Source organism: Dyella choica (assembly GCF_003977665.1).
Classification (GTDB): domain Bacteria; phylum Pseudomonadota; class Gammaproteobacteria; order Xanthomonadales; family Rhodanobacteraceae; genus Dyella_B; species Dyella_B choica.
This window is the reverse complement of the sequence record NZ_RYYV01000013.1, coordinates 111,608-129,900: the sequence shown is the minus strand read 5'-3', so window position 1 is coordinate 129,900 and position 18,293 is coordinate 111,608. Positions and strand designations below refer to the sequence as shown.

Here is an 18,293-nt window from a genome sequence, read left to right as displayed (position 1 = left end):
ATGTGGATCTATCTCCGTAGGTCCCCAACAAATACGGCGCTAGGACCCATGTTTAGCGATCTTTGTTGGAGCCAGATGGACTCCCGCTTTCGCGGGAATGACGGCTCGGAGAAAACGGAGCTTGTGCGTATGCGTGGACATGATGCATCGGGCAGCCCCGAGGGCTTAGTGGCGAGCTTTAATCTACAGCAAGCTCGGGCTTACCCCACCCCAACCCTCCCCTGCCTTGGCAGGGGAGGGAGTGGTTTATGGCGCGTGTGGAAATAACGCGCTGGCTGCCCCCTCTCCCCTGCCCTTTTCCCGGAGGGCGCAGGACGTGATTGGCTGGCCTGGCTAGCTAGAGGTGCTTCAACGCTCCGATCCAGTCCATCCGGCCCCATACCGCCCACCAGATAGCTAGGCGATCCGGTTGTGGCAATATCTTCGCGGTTACGACCATCTTTGGCGGCAGACCACGGTCGAGCATCGTCTAAGATAAGGACGACATCAGGGACAGGGGGAAATATGGACGGTAACGGTAAGGATGCAAGGCAGACTGGTTTCGCCGCACAACCACTCCATCGGCTACGTTTGGCCATTGCTCCGGTGCTGCTCGTGTTCGCAATTCCGCTGCTGCTCCACGTTTGGGATGCGTGGCACGATGCTCGTCGCACCCAACAAGCCAACGCGAATTACGCGACATTCATGGCGGAGGTTCGCCGGGCCGAGGGTATTGCCGATCCCTTGCAGCGGTGCCTGCATTACCCGAACATCCCCGGTACCCATTGGCACGATGACAGCACGCAGGCCTACTGTCGGCTGCTCAATCCGCCTAGTCTTTCGCAGGCGCAAATCGCCTCCCTCCTGTCCCAAGGCAAGGCCGGAGAAGTGGACACGGCCTTCCAGGGCTACCTGGATGCACAACTGCGTGATTCCTCACAACCGGGAGCTTTTGAAGGGGCCTTCTATGCCGCCGGTTTCCGCGACTCCGACGCGGGCACGCGCAAACTCATCGACCAATGGAAGCAGCAGGCTCCCACCAGTGCCTTTGCATTGGTTGCCAGCGGCATGCAGTATCTTGACGCAGCCCAGCAGGCAAGAGGAGAGGGTTGGGTCAGCGAGCTGACTAATACCCAGGTAAGGGACATGAACACGCAGCTGGTGCTGGCTCGCAATGACCTGGATCGGGCGGTTTCGCTGTTGCCGACGGCCACGGCGGCTTACCGTGAAATGATCTATTTGGCGGCGCTTAGTGGCGATGATGTTTACATGTACCAGGCTGCCGAAGCTGGATTGAAAGTGGATCCGGCGAACTTCCACATCCGCAAGCAGATGATGAATCAGTCACAGCCCAAATGGGGTGGCATGTTTGGCGGTGTGCGCAAGCAGAGGCAAGAGGCCGAGGACCACGTGGCGCGCAACCCGCTATTGCGCATGGTGACCTCGATGCCGGCGGTCTATGCCGCCCAGTGCGATTGTGGCTATACAAAGTTCGAATCGCTAAAGAAGGTATTGCGTGCCGCGGACGACAACGTGGATGGCAACAATCTGTTTGATCTGGCCCAGGTCGCCTACCACCTAGCCCCTCGCCCGGCCATTGAACTGTATTCCGAATCACTGCGCTTTAATCCCACCGATGCAGATATTTTGCGGTGGAGAGCGGAGCTGATGATGAAGCTTGGCGATGCCAATGGCGCGGTGCAAAGCGTCCTGCAGATGGCGCAGCGCTTTCCCGACAACAACGAAATTGCCGTTGCGCTGGGAAATATCTACGGGAAAACGGGCCATGTCCAGGAAGCGGAACATACATACGAAGCCATCTTGCAGCGCGACCCCGATGACGAGAAAGCCATGGCCTGGCTGGGTGACCTGTATAACCATGCGGGCCATCAACCGGAAAAGGCCAAAGTGCTGGCCGATACCTTGATCCGTCGTTACCCGGATATCCCGGATGGCTATATCGTGCGCGCCTGTTATCTGATGGACCACGATTTGCCCGGTCGTTACGAGACCATGCACTACTTTATCGATCATTTTGGTGATCGGTCCGAGTTCCAGGCACAGGTGGCCGAAATGCGGGCTTACCTGGTCACGCATCCGGAGAAAATCGGGCAGAAATAATCCCTGAGGCTGAAGTGTTCCGACATGCAGTCTCGCATGTATGCCCCATTCATTAGCCTTGACCGAAAGAGGCGAATAGGCTGAAGCGTTGCCTCTTGGCCGATGGCTCAAGACTTTTTGGCAAGCTCGGGCTTACCCCAACCCTCCCCTGCCTTGGCAGGGGAGGGAGTGGTTTGTGGCGTGAGTTGAAATGGCGCTCTGGGCGCCCCTCAGCCCGGCCCTCTCCCCGAAACGGGAGAGGGAGTAGTCAGACTGAGGTGATTACATGTTGCGGCGGTATTCGCCACCAACCTCATAGAGCGCGTGGCTGATTTGACCCAGCGAGTTGTACTTCACCGCCTCCATCAGCTGCTCGAACACATTCTTACGCTCACGCGCCGTGTTCTGTAGCGTCTTGAGGCTTTGCGGTGCCAGGCCGTTGCGGGACTTGCCATACGCCTGCACGTTCTCGATCTGCTGGCCCTTCTCTTCTTCCGTCGAACGAATCAGTTCGATCTCGGTAGCGATCTCGCCACCATGGTCCTTGGGCAGGAAGGTGTTGACGCCGATCAGCGGCAGGCTACCGTCGTGCTTCTTCTGCTCGTAGTACATCGATTCTTCCTGAATCTTGCCGCGCTGGTACATGGTGTCCATGGCACCGAGCACGCCGCCGCGTTCGCTGATGGCTTCGAACTCCTTGTAGACCGCCTCTTCCACGATGTCGGTGAGGGCGTCGACGACGTGGCTGCCCTGCCAGGGGTTTTCGTTGAAATTAAGGCCTAATTCCTTGTTGATGATCATCTGGATGGCCACGGCGCGGCGCACGCTTTCTTCGGTGGGCGTGGTGATGGCTTCGTCGTAAGCGTTGGTGTGCAGGCTGTTGCAGTTGTCGAACAGCGCATACAACGCCTGCAGGGTGGTGCGGATGTCGTTGAACTGGATTTCCTGCGCGTGCAGGGAGCGGCCCGAAGTTTGAATGTGGTACTTCATCATCTGACTGCGGGCGCTGGCGCCGTAGCGCTCGCGCATGGCGCGCGCCCAGATGCGGCGGGCCACGCGGCCGATCACGGTGTATTCCGGGTCCATGCCGTTGGAGAAGAAGAAGCTGAGGTTCGGCGCGAAATCGTCGATGTGCATGCCGCGCGCGAGGTAGTACTCCACAATCGTAAAGCCGTTGCTGAGCGTGAAGGCCAGCTGGCTGATCGGGTTCGCACCGGCTTCGGCGATGTGGTAGCCGGAGATCGAGACCGAATAGAAGTTGCGCACCTTGTGGTCGACGAAGTACTGCTGGATGTCGCCCATCATGCGCAGCGCGAATTCGGTGCTGAAGATGCAGGTGTTCTGCGCCTGGTCTTCCTTGAGAATGTCGGCCTGCACGGTGCCGCGTACGGTTTGCAGGGTTTCTTCCTTGATGCGGGCGTAGGTGCCCTCATCGACCAGCTGGTCGCCCGTTACACCGAGCAGACCCAGGCCCAGGCCTTCGTTGCCCTTCGGCAGCTCACCCGAGTAGCCGGGGCGCTGCTTGCCGGCGAAAAGTTCGCCCATGCGCTTCTGCGCTTCAGCCCAGCGCGCTGCGTCGGACTTGAGGTATTTCTCCACGTTCTGGTCGATCGCGGTGTTCATGAACATCGCGAGGATGATCGGCGCGGGACCATTGATGGTCATCGACACGGAGCTGGTTGGCGCGCTGAGGTCGAAGCCGGAGTACAGCTTCTTCATGTCGTCCAGGGTGGCGATGTTGACGCCGGAGTTGCCGATCTTGCCGTAGATGTCCGGGCGCGGGGCGGGATCTTCGCCGTACAGGGTAACGGAGTCGAAGGCGGTGGACAGGCGCGTAGCGGCGCCGCCCTGGCTCAGGTAGTGGAAACGGCGGTTGGTGCGCTCAGGCGTGCCCTCGCCCGCGAACATGCGGGTGGGATCTTCGCCGGTGCGGCGATACGGGTACACGCCGCCGGTGTAGGGGTAGTGGCCGGGCAGGTTTTCGCGCATCAGGAAGCGTAGCTGGTCGCCCCAGTCCTTGGTTTTGGGCGGTGCCACTTTCGGCACTTTCTGGTGGCTGAGCGATACGCGGTAGTTCTCCACGCGGATCACCTTGTCGCGCACCTTGTATTCGTTCACTTCGTCGGTGACGGATTTGTACAGCTTGGGCCAGTCGCGCAGCAGGTGCAGGGCTTCGTGGCTGAGTTCGCGCAGGGCAGCGTTATAGCGTTGGCGCAACACGAGCAGCGTGCGGTCAACGTTGGCGTCGTGCGTGGCTTCGTGGTCGTAGCGTTCCTGTTCGTGCGGCAGTTTTTCATCGCCGAGGTCTTTCAGCGATTCGTAATAATGCTGCGCCTTGCTGGCGAATTCGGCCTCGCGTTCGATCTGGGTATTGATGCCCCTGCCCTGCTCGGCGATTTCGGCCAGGTAACGCACGCGCGCGCCGGGAATCAGCACGGTGGCGCGCGGTTCTTTCAGCGTCACGTCCAGCTTGGGCTGGAAGTCGCAGTGAGTGGTATCGATGGCGTGCTCGCCGCCCTTGGCTGCCAGCTTTTCGCGCAACAGGCGGCACAGGTTGGTGAACATCCAGGTGACGCCGGGATCGTTGAACTGGCTGGCGATGGTGGGATACACCGGCACGTCATCGTCTTTCAGGGTGAAGGCGCTGCGGTTGCGCTTCCACTGCTTGCGCACGTCGCGCAGCGCGTCTTCGGCGCCGCGCTTGTCGAATTTGTTCAGCACCACCAGTTCGGCGAAATCGAGCATGTCGATTTTTTCCAGCTGGCTGGCGGCGCCGTAGTCGCTGGTCATCACGTAGACCGGGAAATCCACCAGGTCGACGATTTCCGAATCGCTCTGGCCGATGCCGGCGGTTTCCACGATCACCAGGTCGTACGGCTGGCTCTTGAGGAAGCTGATGCAGTCGTGCAGCACTTCGTTGGTGGCGGCATTCTGGCGGCGCGTGGCCATGGAACGCATGTACACGCGATGGCTGCGCAATGCATTCATGCGGATACGGTCGCCCAAGAGGGCGCCACCGCTGCGGCGGCGCGTGGGGTCCACGGCGAGCACGGCAATGCGCATGCCGGGGAAGGCGTGCAGGAAACGCAGCAGCAGTTCGTCCACCACCGAGGATTTGCCCGCACCGCCGGTGCCGGTCATGCCGAGCACGGGCGTGTGCTTGCCGGCCAGCGACCATTCCTTGCGCAGGCGCGCCAGTTCCGCTTCGCTCAGCTTGCCCTCTTCGATGGCGGAGAGGGTGTGGCCGATGCTGATCTCGTCGTCGATGTCGATCTTGGCCGGCACCACGGAGGTGTCCTGCTCGCGCTTGGCGGCAGCGTTGCCGGCGCGCAGCATCACGTCCTCGATCATTTCCACCAGGCCCAGCTTCATGCCGTCGTTGGGATGGTAGATGCGCTCCACGCCGTAGGCTTGCAGCTCGCGAATTTCTTCCGGGGTGATGGTGCCGCCGCCGCCGCCGAACACGCGGACGTGGCCGGCGCCCTTCTCCTTGAGCATGTCCACCATGTACTTGAAGTACTCGACGTGGCCGCCCTGGTAGGACGACAGCGCGATCGCGTCCGCGTCTTCTTGCAGTGCAGCACGAACCACGTCTTCCACCGAGCGATTATGGCCAAGATGAATGACTTCCGCGCCCTGGGACTGGATGATGCGGCGCATGATATTGATGGCGGCATCATGGCCATCGAACAGGCTGGCAGCGGTGACGAAGCGCAGGGGGCTGGTTTCGGCCTGCGCGGAAGTGGCAGGTACGTGCTTGGCGGGGGAACTCATGGGGACTCCGAGAACGGGGATGTTCCAACTGCAACATTCTAATGGCGTTGCTTGTTAAACGGGTGCTTGCCGGGGCGGCGGCAGGGGTTGGGGGTGCAAACCCTGGCATGGCCTCACTTTTTTTTCGCCAATGCGGCAAGAGGCAGTCGCTCACGTTGATGGCTATTCGAAGCGAAGTTGTCATTCCGGCGAAGGCCGCAATCCAGTCCAAAGTGCGTCCGAAGGACACAACAATTTGGTGTTGAGTGCTGCGCACGGCGTATTTGAACTGGATTGACCAGCTTCGCTATTGTGAAGCGCCTCGGCCTGCGCCGGAATGACGGTGAGGTACTACACAAGCCCTGCGATCAAGTGTCGAAATTTTCCCCGGACGTTAGTGCCCGAATGCGGGAATGACGGCGGTGAGGGAAGCGCATGCCTGGATAGCAAGCTCCAACCTCGCCTTTCGTATTTCTACTAAATACGGACCCGCCACGCTTTGATAGAAGTTTTCTTCGCCGCAGCAAGGAGAAGAAAACGTATGCACGCAGCCTTCAACCGCCCCTTTCCGCGCCTGGAAATGTGGCATCAGATTCTGATCGCGATGGCGCTTGGCTTTACGGTCGGGCATTTCGCGGGCGAACCGGCCAAGATGCTGGCTCCGTTGGGTGACATTTTCATGTCACTGATCCGCATGTGCGTGATACCGGGGGTGTTCGTGTCGCTGGTGTGTGGCATTACTTCGCTCTCCGACATGAGCACGATGCGACGAATCGCGTGGAAATCGATCGCCATCTACGCCGTGACGATGGCGGTGATGGCAAGCATCGCCATGGGGCTGGCCACGCTGTTCAGGGTGGGCGAAGGCTTCACGCTTGCTGTGGGTAGCGGCCAAATCGCGACAGTTGCGCCCACCAGCATCAAAGATGCGCTGCTCAGCGCGATCCCTTCCAATCCGTTCAAGGCATTTGCAGAAGGTGCGTTGCTGCCCACGATCGTGTTCGCTGCCTTCTTCGCGCTGGCGATCAATTTTGCCGGCGAGGCGGCCGCCGCGGTACGCAACTTCTTCACCAGCCTGGCCAGCGTGGTGTTCAAGCTGATCCACATGGTGCTGAAGTTTGCGCCCCTCGGCGTGTTCGGCCTGATGGCCTACGTTACCGCCGATCACGGGTTTGCCGTGCTGGGCCATCTCGGCTCGCTGGTGGCAGTCGGTTACGCGTCCATGCTGCTGTTCATGCTCGTGGTATGCAGCGCGTTGCTACTGGTATGGCGCATTCATCCGCTGCCGTTTCTGCGCAAGATGATACCGGTGCAGCTGTTTGCGTATTCCTCAGCCAGCAGCGCGGCCACGTTGCCGTTGAACATGGAGAACACGCAGGAGCGGCTGGGTGTGGATGCGCGCGTAGCCAGCTTTGTGCTGCCCCTTGGCTCCACGGTGAACATGGCGGGGCTGGCGTGTTACCTCGGCGTGGTGACGATCTTTGCCAGCCACGCGTATGGCATCGAGCTTTCGTTAGCACAGATGGTGACGGTGGTGGTGACGACCACACTGGCTTCAATCGGGGCTGCGGGCGTTCCGGGCACCGCGCTGGTCGTGATGGGATTGGTATTGTCGTCAGTGGGCCTGCCGCTGGAGGTGATTGCGGTGGTGGCCGCGGTGGATCGGTTGCTGGATATGTGTTCGACGTCGGCAAACGTCACGGGAGATGCGCTGACCGCGGTCATGGTGGCGAAGTCGGAAGGGGTGCTGGATGTAGAGCGGTATAAAGCGCGCAGGTAGGCTGGGACGCCAATCTCAGCATTGCCATCCACCCGGCACAGGCCGTCTCGCCAAGCAAAAGGTAGGGTGCATGGTCCGGTCCTCGGCAGACAGGACAGTGATAGGTGCGCGACACGGATCACGGCATGCCAATGCATGGGCACCCATTGCACGTTCATCAATGCCAGGCAACCGCCCCTTGCGGCTTACACGCCTGCTTTGGATTTTCCTAAATTTATTTAAATATCTTTTATTTTGTTAAAAAATATATGCATTCTTATTCACTCTATCTTTTTTTGTGTTACCTATGCCAAACCCCTTCGTCGACTCACTTCTACGGTGACAACAAGGACCCTATCGAAATGAATCAACCATCTTTACACCCTTTCAAAAGGCATCGCCTTCTTCCCATAAAGCAAAAATAATATCTTCAAAATGAAAGATCGCACCGTGAATAAAAATATTGTCAAATGGATCTTCCTGGCTCTTGCTTGGGCTTGGCTTCCGCTCCATGCCCAAAGTTATTATTACGTTTTTGTCCCATCTGACGATCTTGTGGATCCGTCGACCCCCGCTGATCGGCTTCCAGAAGCCCTCTCAAACGCCGCACATCTTGGCTTCAGAAACGGAATACGTGCCAATCATCCAGAGCGCTACGATGACAATATGGCGTGGCGTTTTTTTCATTGGCTTGCGGATGACGACAGTCAAGAGCCCCCAGGGCTCTTTGCTTACTACCGCCAACCCGATTTTCAAGCATGGGAACCTGGTCAGACCGGCGTACTTTTTAGAATTAGCCCGAATGAGAGATCATTCCCCCTTGCAAGTACAATCAATAATCTAATGGGCGTATTTTACGAAGAACCTAGCAACCGCATTTTACAATTTCTTAGAGGCGTGCATGACGATACTTCTGGACAAAGATTACGCGTAGCAGGCGTGCCATTGCCTACGGATACCGCGACGCCAGTAAATCCCCTTATTCGAGGTGAAAACATCCACAGTGCCCGTGTTTACATCAATGGCGAACTCGGAGTTCTAGTGAACCGGAATGATGAGGATGGGCCATTCCACGAAGCGCCTGTAACAAACTCAGTGGGATATCCGTTCCCCTACCCTACGCCCCCCGAACCGAGGATGTATAACGCCACAGTCACTCCGCCGGGGACCGATCATTTGGCGTCTTTGGCTGGATGTAGCCACCACTCGTCCAGCCGTACAAGTCGATCCGCGCCATTCGATCGGACAGCGCAGGGACACGGCTCATGCCTTTCAGAAACGATCACCCTGGATGAATTCAACCGAAGGCACGCACGTCACCGTGGCGTCATGACTGCTGTTCAGCTGTTGCTTTGGTAACCCCTGGGCCGAATGGCGAAACCCAGCATCACCCTGTCTCATACGGCGATGCTGGGATTCCATCCCAGCCTACGCCAATCCAAACGGCAGGTTCGGCGTGGCCACTACGCGATCGCCCACCGTCTCGCCACGCAAGAAGGCCAGCGTCGCATCGATCACTTCGGGCGCATCCAGGATGCGGTGATGCCCCAGCCCCTGCGTGGTGAGCAAGCGTGAACCCGGCCAATAGCGCGCGTAACGCTCGCCCTCTTCCCACGGCACTTCGCGATCATCCAGGTCGTGCACGATCAGGCCCGGCTGACCAAGCGTTGGAACGTGATGATGAACTTGCAGCTCACGGGCATGCACGCCGGTGCGGCGCTCAAACCAGGAAAGCAGCGGCTCGCGCAGATGATCGCCCAGACGCACGAAACGACTGAAGCGTTGGGTGGCCGCTTCGAGATCCGCGGCCGGTGCAATCAGCACCAGGCGCTCCACCTGCCAGGCCACATCCTGCGCCAGCGCCAGGGCGGCGCCCCCCATGGAATGGCCGATGCCCAACACCGCAGTGCCGAATTGCTGGCCGACCGCGCGAATAGTGGCGACGAAATCCGGCATGGTGCACAGCTTGCCGCTGCTGACGCCGTGGCCGGGCTGGTCGAAGGTCACCACAGCCAAACCGAGCTCGCGCAATTTGGCCACCCACGGCAGATAGCGCAGGCCGAAGCTGGACCAGCCATGCACAAGCAAGACGTACGGTTGCGTGAGCGGATTGCCCCACACATAGGTGGCGATGGACTTGCCGCCGACGTCGAGTTCGCCGCGCTGCATGGCCTCGTCCGGCTGCGCTGCGCGCGCACGGGCGCGGCTGCTTGCAAATGGCGTGGCGAACAGACGTGCCGCACGCTCCACGGTGCTGGTGGGCGCAAGCCGGCTGCCGACCGCGAAGCCCAAACGCAGGGCGCGCAGCTTCAACGAGGCATGCGAGGAATGATGACGCGAACTGACCGTTTGGCGTGACATATCGCCTCCTCAAGGCTGATAACTGGCGAGCAGGCGATCGATCGCTGCCCAGGTGCGCCTGTGCGCTTCGTCGAAGTCGAACAGGCTGGCGTCGTGATGCAGGCCGAGCATCACCGAGTACAGTTCGAAGGCGAGCTGCTCGGCATCGGTATCCGCCTTGAGGTCGCCCACTTCGACGGTCTGGCGAATTGCGCGCATCACTTCGTTGCGCCAGCCTGTCTGCTGCTCTTTTACGTGCCTGCGCAGCGGACCGTCTTCACGTCCGTCGTATTCCACGACCGCGCTCATCAGCACGCAGCCGCTGTGGTGGATGCGAACCCATTCGGACCACTGCTGCAGGATGGCGCGCAGGCGCCGCAGGCCACGCGGCTGTTGCACGGCAGGCCGGACCACGAAATCCAGGAAGCGCCGGGTGGTGGCGTCCAGCAGGGCCAGCTGCAGTTCTTCGCGGGAGCCGAAATGGGCGAACACGCCGCTCTTGGACATGCCTACGCCCAGCGCCAGGGCGCCGATGGAGAGTCCCTCCAGGCCGTCCTGGCGGGCCAGTTGGTAGGCGTGCTCAAGGATCAGCTCGCGGGTGGCGGCGCCTTTGCTGGGGATAGTGGTCGCGTTCATGGCAAGCAAAATAGCACGACCGTTCGTTTTATTTCTAGGGCCAATTCCGTTAAAAATTTAAAGCCAACTCCCCGGCCGCTTTCCCGGATCTCCAGCGACCGTGCCAGCTCGGCTTAACCCGAACGGCCGCAAGTAATTCGGCTGCCGCCTGAACAAGCGAAAGGAATCACGTCAACTTCGCCCGATACGCTCGCGTTCCTCGTTCCTGCAGCAGCTGCAAGTGGCTGCCTGATTTCAAGGAGAGGACAGCATGTTCGGCATCACCCGCAGACAGGCCCTGGTAGCTGGTAGGGGCGCGACGTTTATCGAGGGCCGCTAACAGGGTTTTGTACGCAAGAAACTGCGCTTCATCGCGCGATGAAACATGGGCTGCACGACATTAGACTTGCGTGCGGCGCTGACCGGATCGGCAGCTCCGATCCAAACATCTCTGGGGACTCTTTTCATGTCATTGCGTTTTGCAACCTTGCTGCTCGTTGCCGGTGCTACGGCAACTCTTGCCGGCTGCGTGGTGGAACAACCCGCACCGCGTCCACGCCGCGTGGTGTACGTCGAACAACCTGTACCGCCGCCGCCCCCGCCGCAGGTGGTGGAAGTGATCGCTCCGCAGCCGCCGCCGGTGGAAGTGATCGAGGAAGTGCCGCCGCCGCGTCCCGGCTATGTCTGGGCGCACGCCTACTGGCACTGGAATGGCGCCCGCTACGTCGCCGTGCGTGGCCACTGGGAAATGGTGCACCCCGGCTATCACTACGTGCATCCGCATTGGGAGCAGCACCCCGACGGCTGGCACCTGCACGTGGGCGTGTGGGTTCAAGGGTAAACACGTCGCTTTCACATGAACATGGAGCCCCGCCCAGTGCGGGGCTTTTCATTTGCTGCGATGCGAAAGCGCTGTCTTTGCGGCTCGTAATACAATTATCTAGATAACTCGCTCACCCCAGCCCCTTGCTGGGGTTTTGAGTTTCAGGCGTCAGGTCCTTGGCGGGGCCAACGCTTTCCCCTTCCAAGTGCCGTCCCCAGCACCGTCAGACGCGGAGTCCAAGTTCCAATGATTTTCGAAACCATCGCTAAAACAGGTCACGAAGAAGTCGTCTTCTGCCATAACAAAGACGCCGGCCTGAAAGCCATCATTGCGATCCACAACACGGTGCTGGGCCCGGCCCTGGGCGGCCTGCGCATGTGGCCGTACAAGACCGAGCAAGATGCAGTGAACGACGTGCTGCGCCTGTCGCGCGGCATGACCTACAAGAACGCCGTGGCCGGCCTGAACCTGGGCGGCGGCAAGGCAGTGATCATCGGCGATCCGTCCAAGGACAAGTCCGAGGCGCTGTTCCGCGCTTTCGGCCGTTTCGTCAACTCGCTCAATGGCCGCTACATCACGGCCGAAGACGTGGGCATCGACGTCAACGACATGGAATATGTGTTCCGCGAAACCGAATACGTCACCGGCGTGCACCAGGTGCACGGCGGCTCGGGCGATCCTTCGCCGTTCACCGCGTTCGGCTCGCTGCAAGGCCTGATGGCCGCGCTGAACTTCAAGCACGGCAATGAAGATGTGGGCAAGTACAGCTACGCCGTGCAAGGCGCCGGCCACGTGGGCAGCGAGTTCATCAAGCTGCTGCGCGAACAGGGCGCGAAGGTGTTCGTCACCGATATCAACAAGGATGCCGTGCAGCGCTGCGTGGACGAGCTGGGCTGCGAAGCGGTGGGCCTGGACGAAATCTACGACGTCGACGCCGACGTGTACTCGCCCTGCGCACTGGGCGGCACCGTGAACGAGCAGACCATCGACCGCATCAAGGCCAAGATCATCTGCGGCGCGGCCAACAACCAGCTGGCCAACGACGCCATCGGCGATGAACTGCAGCGCCGCGGCGTGCTGTATGCACCGGACTACGCCGTCAACGCCGGCGGCGTGATGAACGTGTCGCTGGAAATCGACGGTTACAACCGTGAACGCGCCATGCGCATGATGCGCACCATCTACTACAACCTGGGCCGCATCTTCGAGATCAGCAAGACGCAGGGCGTGCCGACCTACAAGGCCGCCGACCGCCTGGCCGAAGAGCGCATCGAATCGATCGGCAAGATCAAGCTGCCGCACATGGGCAATGGCGCGCCGCGCTTTGCCGGTCGCATGCGCGGGCAGTAATTCGTCGCGTGATTTGAAGAAAAAGCCGCCGGGCAACCGGCGGTTTTTTTTATGGCTGCGAGTCAGGCTTGCTGAATGATCAGCGCTAAATCACCTGGCCGTCTTTCCCGCGAAAGCGCACTGCTGTCCGGGGAAATCGATTGCTTGAGCGCGGGGCTTCGTAGTGCCTTGTGGTCATTCCGGCGCAGGCCGGAATCCAGTCCAAAATGCGTCCGAAGGACACGACATCTTGGTGTTGAGTGCTTCGCACGACGTGTTTGAACTGGATTCCGGCCTGCGCCGGAATGACTACGAGGCATTTGGAGGCGGTGCGCGAAAGCGGAATGACGGCGCACAGCGAGTGTGCAGCAACGGCAGCCGCTACTTGATGTACGTCTTCAACGCCGCAATCAGCTCTTCCGCGTCGCGTCGCTTCGCCTCGGAGGTGTGACCGTTGTCGTCCAGCAGATGCTCACGGATGTGGCCCTCGATCACCTGGGTCAGCAGGCCATTGATGGCACCGCGCGCCGCGACGATCTGGTGCAGGATGAGCGAACAGTCGTCCTCTTCGCTGAGGGAGCGCTCGATGGCTTCGATCTGGCCACGAAGTCTTTTGGCGCGGTTGAGCAGCTTGGCTCTTTCTCGAACAGTATGCGGCATGACGAGAGTTTCGTAAGTCCGCGCGTTTCACGCAAGTGAAAATCAGACGCATGACCGAATGTGCAGCCTGCTTGATGAGACAAGCCTTGAATCGCCTCATCCCCGTGCCCAGCGGCCGATTTTCCGGGTTGACACACGCATACCCCCATGGGTATCTTGCGCAGGCCTTCGGGAAGCCCCCGGCGGCACTTGTCACCTAATCCCATAGCGAGAAATGGACAGTAACCCTCCTAGTCGATGCGCCAGCTTCGGATGCTGTTTTCCGACGTTGGCGTGCCAGTTGAACAACGTAAGCCCCATCGGCGACCGCTGCCGGTCGGCCGGCGCTTTCCGCGACTAGGAAAGTCCGGCTCGCCTCAAGCGCCGCTGCTGGCGCTTCACGAGGTGAGTCATGAACAACAAGCTGCATCTGCGTGCAGTCCGCCGTCGCGCGGCAGGCACCTTTCATCCCTACAAGGCATCGAGCGGCAGCTGGACCCGAGTGCGTCCGGTCGCGCCCGCTCCCTCCCAGTCCCAAGCTGCACCGCTGCGCGCGCGGTGGTCCCGCAACGCTGTCACGGGCGTGCTGGAATGCCACTGGGCTGCCGATACCGCCAGCAAGCCTCATCCGCGCATGAAGGCGGCACGCGTCGCCTTCAAGTCGCGCATGCATTGGCGTATCCGTAACGCCGGCCTGCGCCCTCCGTCGCGCCAGTACGCCCACGGTTGATCCCATGCGACCTCCTCCTGCGACCCACAACCCGCTCTCCAATCTCTTCCGCCTGGACGCGCACGCGACGCATCCTGCTCACGTCACCACGACCTGAGCCGGCTCGCGCCCGTGTCGCCCATGCGGCGAATCACGAGGACCGAGCCATGCAACTCTTCTTCCTGCACGCACGCCGGCCGATGCATACGCCGGATCAGCTGCTCAATGCTTATCTCGCCTGCCGCACGGCCAAACCTACAGCGCCGGGCCTGGTCATGACGCTGCTGCGCGCCTCGGCGCGCTGGTGCCAGCGCATCGGGCAACGACGCCGTCACGCTGACCATTCCTGACCTTCGCAGCCCGGACGCCTGTGCCTGCGTCCGGGTATTCCCTTTGTGTCGCCCGCATGGCGGGCGGCCCCGAAAGCGAGACACTTCCATGAAGAACATCCATTTCGTCGGCGAATGGTTCGACTGCTGCGCAACCAAAGCGCTGCTGACCTCTCCTCAGGCCATCCAGGCCCATTGCGCGGCGCTGGTGGCGCGACGTCATCTGCCGATCCGTTACGAGCACTTCACCCCGACCGAGCAGGACGGGGTGATCGGCGCAATGACCGGCAACGGCATCCATCTGGTGTTACGCACTTTTCCGCGCCGCGATGCAGTGATCGCGGATCTGTTCGTGGCGCAATGCGAAGCGGCGGAAATCACCGCCGCCATGCAGGTTTTCAACGGCCTGCGCGATGAATTCCGGCCGCTGCGTGCGCTGCTGCATCGCGTGCAGCGCGATGGTCAATCGCTGCCGGTGCAGGGACGCACGCCACGCAAGCCGACGGAAGTCTTCCTTGCCAAGCCGGTACGGAGGGTCGTCTAGCTCCTGTTGCCGCGCGCCTGCCTGCCCATCACTCCATCGTCCATTGCTCCACAACAAGGCTTACCCGTGAGTACCGTCATCGAATTAGAACAAGCCAACGACACCGCCGTGCTCGATAGCGCCCATGTGGGCGATATCCGCGGCGCACTCGGCACCATCGCCTATAACGACCACGCGCAACGCAACAGCTGGGGAGCCCGTTTGCGCACCCTGCTCGCCATACTCGGCCCTGGGCTGATCGTAATGGTGGGCGACAACGACGCCGGCGCCTTCAGCACCTATACCCAGGCCGGCCAGAACTACGGCACGGTGCTGTTGTGGACGCTGTCGCTGCTGATCCCGGTGCTGTACGTAAACCAGGAGATGGTGCTGCGCCTGGGCGCAGTAACGGGCGTAGGCCATGCACGCCTGATCCTTGAACGCTTCGGCAAATTCTGGGGCGCATTCAGCGTGATCGATCTGTTCATCCTCAACGCATTGACCATCGTCACCGAATTCATCGGGATCAGCTTGGGGCTGGATCATCTGGGCCTTTCGCGTAATGGGGGGGTGATGATCGCGGCGACGCTGATCATCATCACCGCTTCCACCGGTAACTTCCGGCGTTTCGAGCGGTTTGCCCTGCTGCTGGTAGTGGGCAGCCTGCTGCTGGTGCCGGTGCTGCTGATGGTGCATCCGCCGGTAGGGCAGATCGCGCACAACATGCTGGTGCCGGGCATGCCCAAGGGGGCACCGCTGAGCGACGTGATGCTGCTGATCATTGCCATCGTCGGCACCACGGTGGCGCCCTGGCAGCTGTTCTTCCAGCAAAGCTATGTGATCGACAAGCGCATCACGCCGCGCTTCATGAAGTACGAGAAAGCGGATCTGTGGATCGGCATCGTGTTGGTCATCATCGGCGCCATTGCGATGATGGCGTTTACCGCCGCCACGTTTGCCGGCCGGCCGGAAATGGGACAGTTCGCGGATGCCGGCGCGGTGGCTCAAGGCATTGCCAAATACGTGGGCGCCACGCCTTCGGTGCTGTTTTCGATCGCCCTGATCGACGCCAGCATCATCGGCGCTGCGGCAGTGTCCTTGTCGACGGCTTATGCCGTGGGCGATGTGCTGGCGGTCAACCATTCGCTGCATCGCAAACCTACCGAAGCGAAGCTTTTCTATGCCGTATATGCCTTGCTGGTTGCCGCATCCGCAGCTTTGGTGCTGATTCCCAACGCTCCGCTGGGCATCATCACCAATGCCGTACAAACCCTGGCCGGCATCCTGCTGCCGGGCGCGTCCGTGTTCCTGCTGCTGTTGTGCAACGACAAGGCCGTATTGGGACCGTGGGTCAACAAGCCCATCACCAATCTCTTTACTACTGCGGTAGTGGCAGTGCTGGTGTTGCTGTCGATCATCCTCACTGCCTCGGTGCTGTACCCCTCGATCAGCAGTGGGCAAATCATCAGCCTGCTCGTCGGCGGTGGCGTGTTGGCGCTGGCGATCGCTATCACATTTGGAGTCCTGCATTGGCGCCGCCCCACCGCCACGGTGCCGGAAAGCTTCGCCGTCGGTAAAGCCCAATGGCGCATGCCGCCGCTGAGCAAGCTGCCCCCGGCACAGATGAGCATGCGCCGGCGCATCTGGCTGGGCGTGTTGCGCGCCTATCTGGCCGCTGCGCTGATTCTTGCCATCGTGAAGGTGGTGCAGCTTGTGCTGGCCAAGTCCTGAAGGTCACGCCTGCATGAGGCATTCATGGTCCAACGCGTGGTTCCGGCTCAGCCAACCTCCAACGTGCTGACACTGGCCGGCCGCTAGCGCCGGTCCGACTGACCCTTTTCCCCCTGCATAGCTCCGACCGGCAGGCGCCCTGCGCCTGCCGCAGGCAGCGTCGCGCTTAAAAAACCTTTGAATCGAGTTCTTCGTCATGCACACCCAGACTCACATCGCTCGAAAACACTCCCCCGCACTGCTGTTCATGCTGGGAACCATGGCTTGTACGGCACCTGCCAAGGCTCAGGACACCAGTCTTGCGTCGACCGAGTCCGGACGCGGCTCACCGCCGGCTCCGGCGCAAACCAGCAACTCCACCGACACCAGTGAGGAACGCTGGAACTTCCACGCGCAAACCACTTACGTGTATCAGCACAAGGACGGTTTCAGCGCGCCCTATACCGGTCCGCAAAGCCTGTCGACAGCGCCCGAAGACAGTTACACCTGGACCTTCACCATGTACATGGGCGCACGCTTGTGGAAAGGCAGCGAGATCTACGTCAATCCGGAAGTCGTGGTGGGCACGCCGCTGTCGCATCTTTTCGGGCTCGCCAGCATCAACAATGGCGAAATCCAGAAGAACGGCGGCACGCATCCGCGTGGCTACCTGGCGCGCTGGTATTTGCGGCAGAGCTTCAATCTGGGCGGCGATTCCGTGCATGTCGAGGACGGCCCGAACCAGCTCGCCGGCAACTACGATTCGCGCCGTTTCGTGGTGACGCTGGGCAAGCTCACCCTGACCGACATCTTCGAAAAAAACACCTACGCCAATGATCCCCGCACGCAGTTCCTGAACTGGTCGATGATCACGCATGGCGCCTGGGACTACGCCGCCGATGCTCGCGCCTACACCATCGGCGGCGCGGGCGAGTTGTATTGGGATAACTGGGTGCTGCGCGTGGGCCGCTTCATGGAACCCAAGGAGGCCAACGGCACGACGCTCAACCACCGGATCTGGACCTATCACGGCGACAATCTGGAAGTGGAACACGATCACAAGCTCGGAGAGCTGCCCGGCCTCGTGCGTGTCATGGCGTTTCGCAACCACAGTTGGGCCGGCAACTATCTGGATGCGATCGCCGCCGCCGAAGGCACCGGCAATCCCCCCGATGTGACCAGCGTACGCAAGCCTTCGTCCAAGGTGGGCTATGGCATCAGCTTCGAGCAGCGATTGAGCCGCGACGTGGGCCTGTTCCTGCGCGCCAGTTCGGCCAACGATCGCAGCGAGGAATATGCGTTTACCGAAATCGACAATGTACTGTCGGGCGGCCTTTCCATCAACGGCACGCACTGGAAGCGGCCGGACGACGTGTTTGGCATCGCCTACTCCACCGCGGGCTTGAATCGCCAGCATCGCGAATACCTTGCCGCCGGCGGCCTGGGCGGCTTCCTGGGTGACGGGCAGCTCACTCGCTACGGGCGCGAACAAGTCCTGGAGACCTACTACAACTACCACCTCTACAAGGGTGTTCAGATCAGCCCCGATTTGCAGCTGATCCTCAACCCCGGCTACAACGCGGACCGTCGCGGACCCGTATTCATTTACGGGGTGCGCATGCATCTGGAGATGTAGCAAGGAAACCCAACACGCCACCCGTCAACAAAGCAGAGCGCCGGAGCCA

General features: G+C 60.7%; 14 protein-coding genes. 10 read left to right on the top strand and 4 right to left on the bottom strand.

All coding sequences use genetic code 11. From position 1 onward, the window contains the following. Positions 1-441: 441 nt before the first annotated feature. Positions 442-2,100 carry a tetratricopeptide repeat protein gene (locus tag EKH80_RS16690; RefSeq protein ID WP_126685916.1) on the top strand — a complete coding sequence of 553 codons (1,659 nt, stop codon included), beginning with the start codon at positions 442-444 and terminating at the stop codon, positions 2,098-2,100. 261 nt (positions 2,101-2,361) lie between these two features. Here EKH80_RS16690 and EKH80_RS16685 read toward each other — a convergent pair whose 3' ends face one another. Further along, positions 2,362-5,853 (bottom strand): methylmalonyl-CoA mutase family protein, encoded by a 3,492-nt coding sequence (locus EKH80_RS16685; RefSeq protein WP_126685915.1) that lies wholly within the window; start codon positions 5,851-5,853, stop codon positions 2,362-2,364. Positions 5,854-6,373: 520 nt separating this feature from the next. On the opposite strand from EKH80_RS16685, the gene EKH80_RS16680 reads away from it, so the two are divergent. Then, positions 6,374-7,612 (top strand): dicarboxylate/amino acid:cation symporter, encoded by a 1,239-nt coding sequence (locus tag EKH80_RS16680; RefSeq protein ID WP_126685914.1) that lies wholly within the window; start codon positions 6,374-6,376, stop codon positions 7,610-7,612. Positions 7,613-8,026: 414 nt separating this feature from the next. After that, on the top strand, positions 8,027-8,950 hold the full coding sequence (locus EKH80_RS16675; protein ID WP_126685913.1) for a hypothetical protein: 924 nt from the start codon (positions 8,027-8,029) through the stop codon (positions 8,948-8,950). Between the two features lie 69 nt (positions 8,951-9,019). Here EKH80_RS16675 and EKH80_RS16670 read toward each other — a convergent pair whose 3' ends face one another. After that, positions 9,020-9,952, bottom strand: coding sequence for an alpha/beta hydrolase (locus EKH80_RS16670; protein ID WP_126685912.1), 933 nt, complete (start codon positions 9,950-9,952; stop codon positions 9,020-9,022). Between the two features lie 9 nt (positions 9,953-9,961). Further along, a complete protein-coding gene (locus EKH80_RS16665; RefSeq protein ID WP_126685911.1) occupies positions 9,962-10,567 on the bottom strand; it encodes a TetR/AcrR family transcriptional regulator in 606 nt (201 codons plus the stop codon). A 445-nt stretch (positions 10,568-11,012) separates the two neighbouring features. Between EKH80_RS16665 and EKH80_RS16660 the strand changes: the two genes are divergently transcribed. Then, entirely contained in the window at positions 11,013-11,387 is a 375-nt protein-coding gene (locus EKH80_RS16660; RefSeq protein ID WP_126685910.1) for a YXWGXW repeat-containing protein, read from the top strand. Positions 11,388-11,615: 228 nt separating this feature from the next. Then, positions 11,616-12,719 (top strand): Glu/Leu/Phe/Val dehydrogenase dimerization domain-containing protein, encoded by a 1,104-nt coding sequence (locus EKH80_RS16655; protein WP_126685909.1) that lies wholly within the window; start codon positions 11,616-11,618, stop codon positions 12,717-12,719. A 360-nt stretch (positions 12,720-13,079) separates the two neighbouring features. Here the strand turns inward: EKH80_RS16655 and EKH80_RS16650 are convergent, their stop codons facing one another. Further along, positions 13,080-13,358 (bottom strand): metal/formaldehyde-sensitive transcriptional repressor, encoded by a 279-nt coding sequence (locus EKH80_RS16650; protein WP_126685908.1) that lies wholly within the window; start codon positions 13,356-13,358, stop codon positions 13,080-13,082. 391 nt (positions 13,359-13,749) lie between these two features. On the opposite strand from EKH80_RS16650, the gene EKH80_RS16645 reads away from it, so the two are divergent. The 5 genes from EKH80_RS16645 (at position 13,750) to EKH80_RS16625 (ending at position 18,244) form a co-directional block, all read left to right on the top strand. Next, positions 13,750-14,067: a hypothetical protein gene (locus EKH80_RS16645; protein ID WP_126685907.1), complete on the top strand. Its 318-nt coding sequence runs from the start codon at positions 13,750-13,752 to the stop codon at positions 14,065-14,067. Between the two features lie 146 nt (positions 14,068-14,213). Beyond that, a complete protein-coding gene (locus EKH80_RS16640) occupies positions 14,214-14,396 on the top strand; it encodes a hypothetical protein (protein WP_126685906.1) in 183 nt (60 codons plus the stop codon). A gap of 88 nt (positions 14,397-14,484) precedes the next feature. Continuing rightward, the gene (locus EKH80_RS16635; protein WP_126685905.1) at positions 14,485-14,919 is read left to right on the top strand and encodes an S-adenosylmethionine decarboxylase; all 435 of its coding nucleotides are present in this window, start codon (positions 14,485-14,487) and stop codon (positions 14,917-14,919) included. A 66-nt stretch (positions 14,920-14,985) separates the two neighbouring features. Then, positions 14,986-16,629, top strand: coding sequence for an NRAMP family divalent metal transporter (locus EKH80_RS16630; protein ID WP_126685904.1), 1,644 nt, complete (start codon positions 14,986-14,988; stop codon positions 16,627-16,629). Between the two features lie 196 nt (positions 16,630-16,825). Next, on the top strand, positions 16,826-18,244 hold the full coding sequence (locus EKH80_RS16625; protein ID WP_126685903.1) for a carbohydrate porin: 1,419 nt from the start codon (positions 16,826-16,828) through the stop codon (positions 18,242-18,244). Positions 18,245-18,293 lie beyond the last annotated feature (49 nt).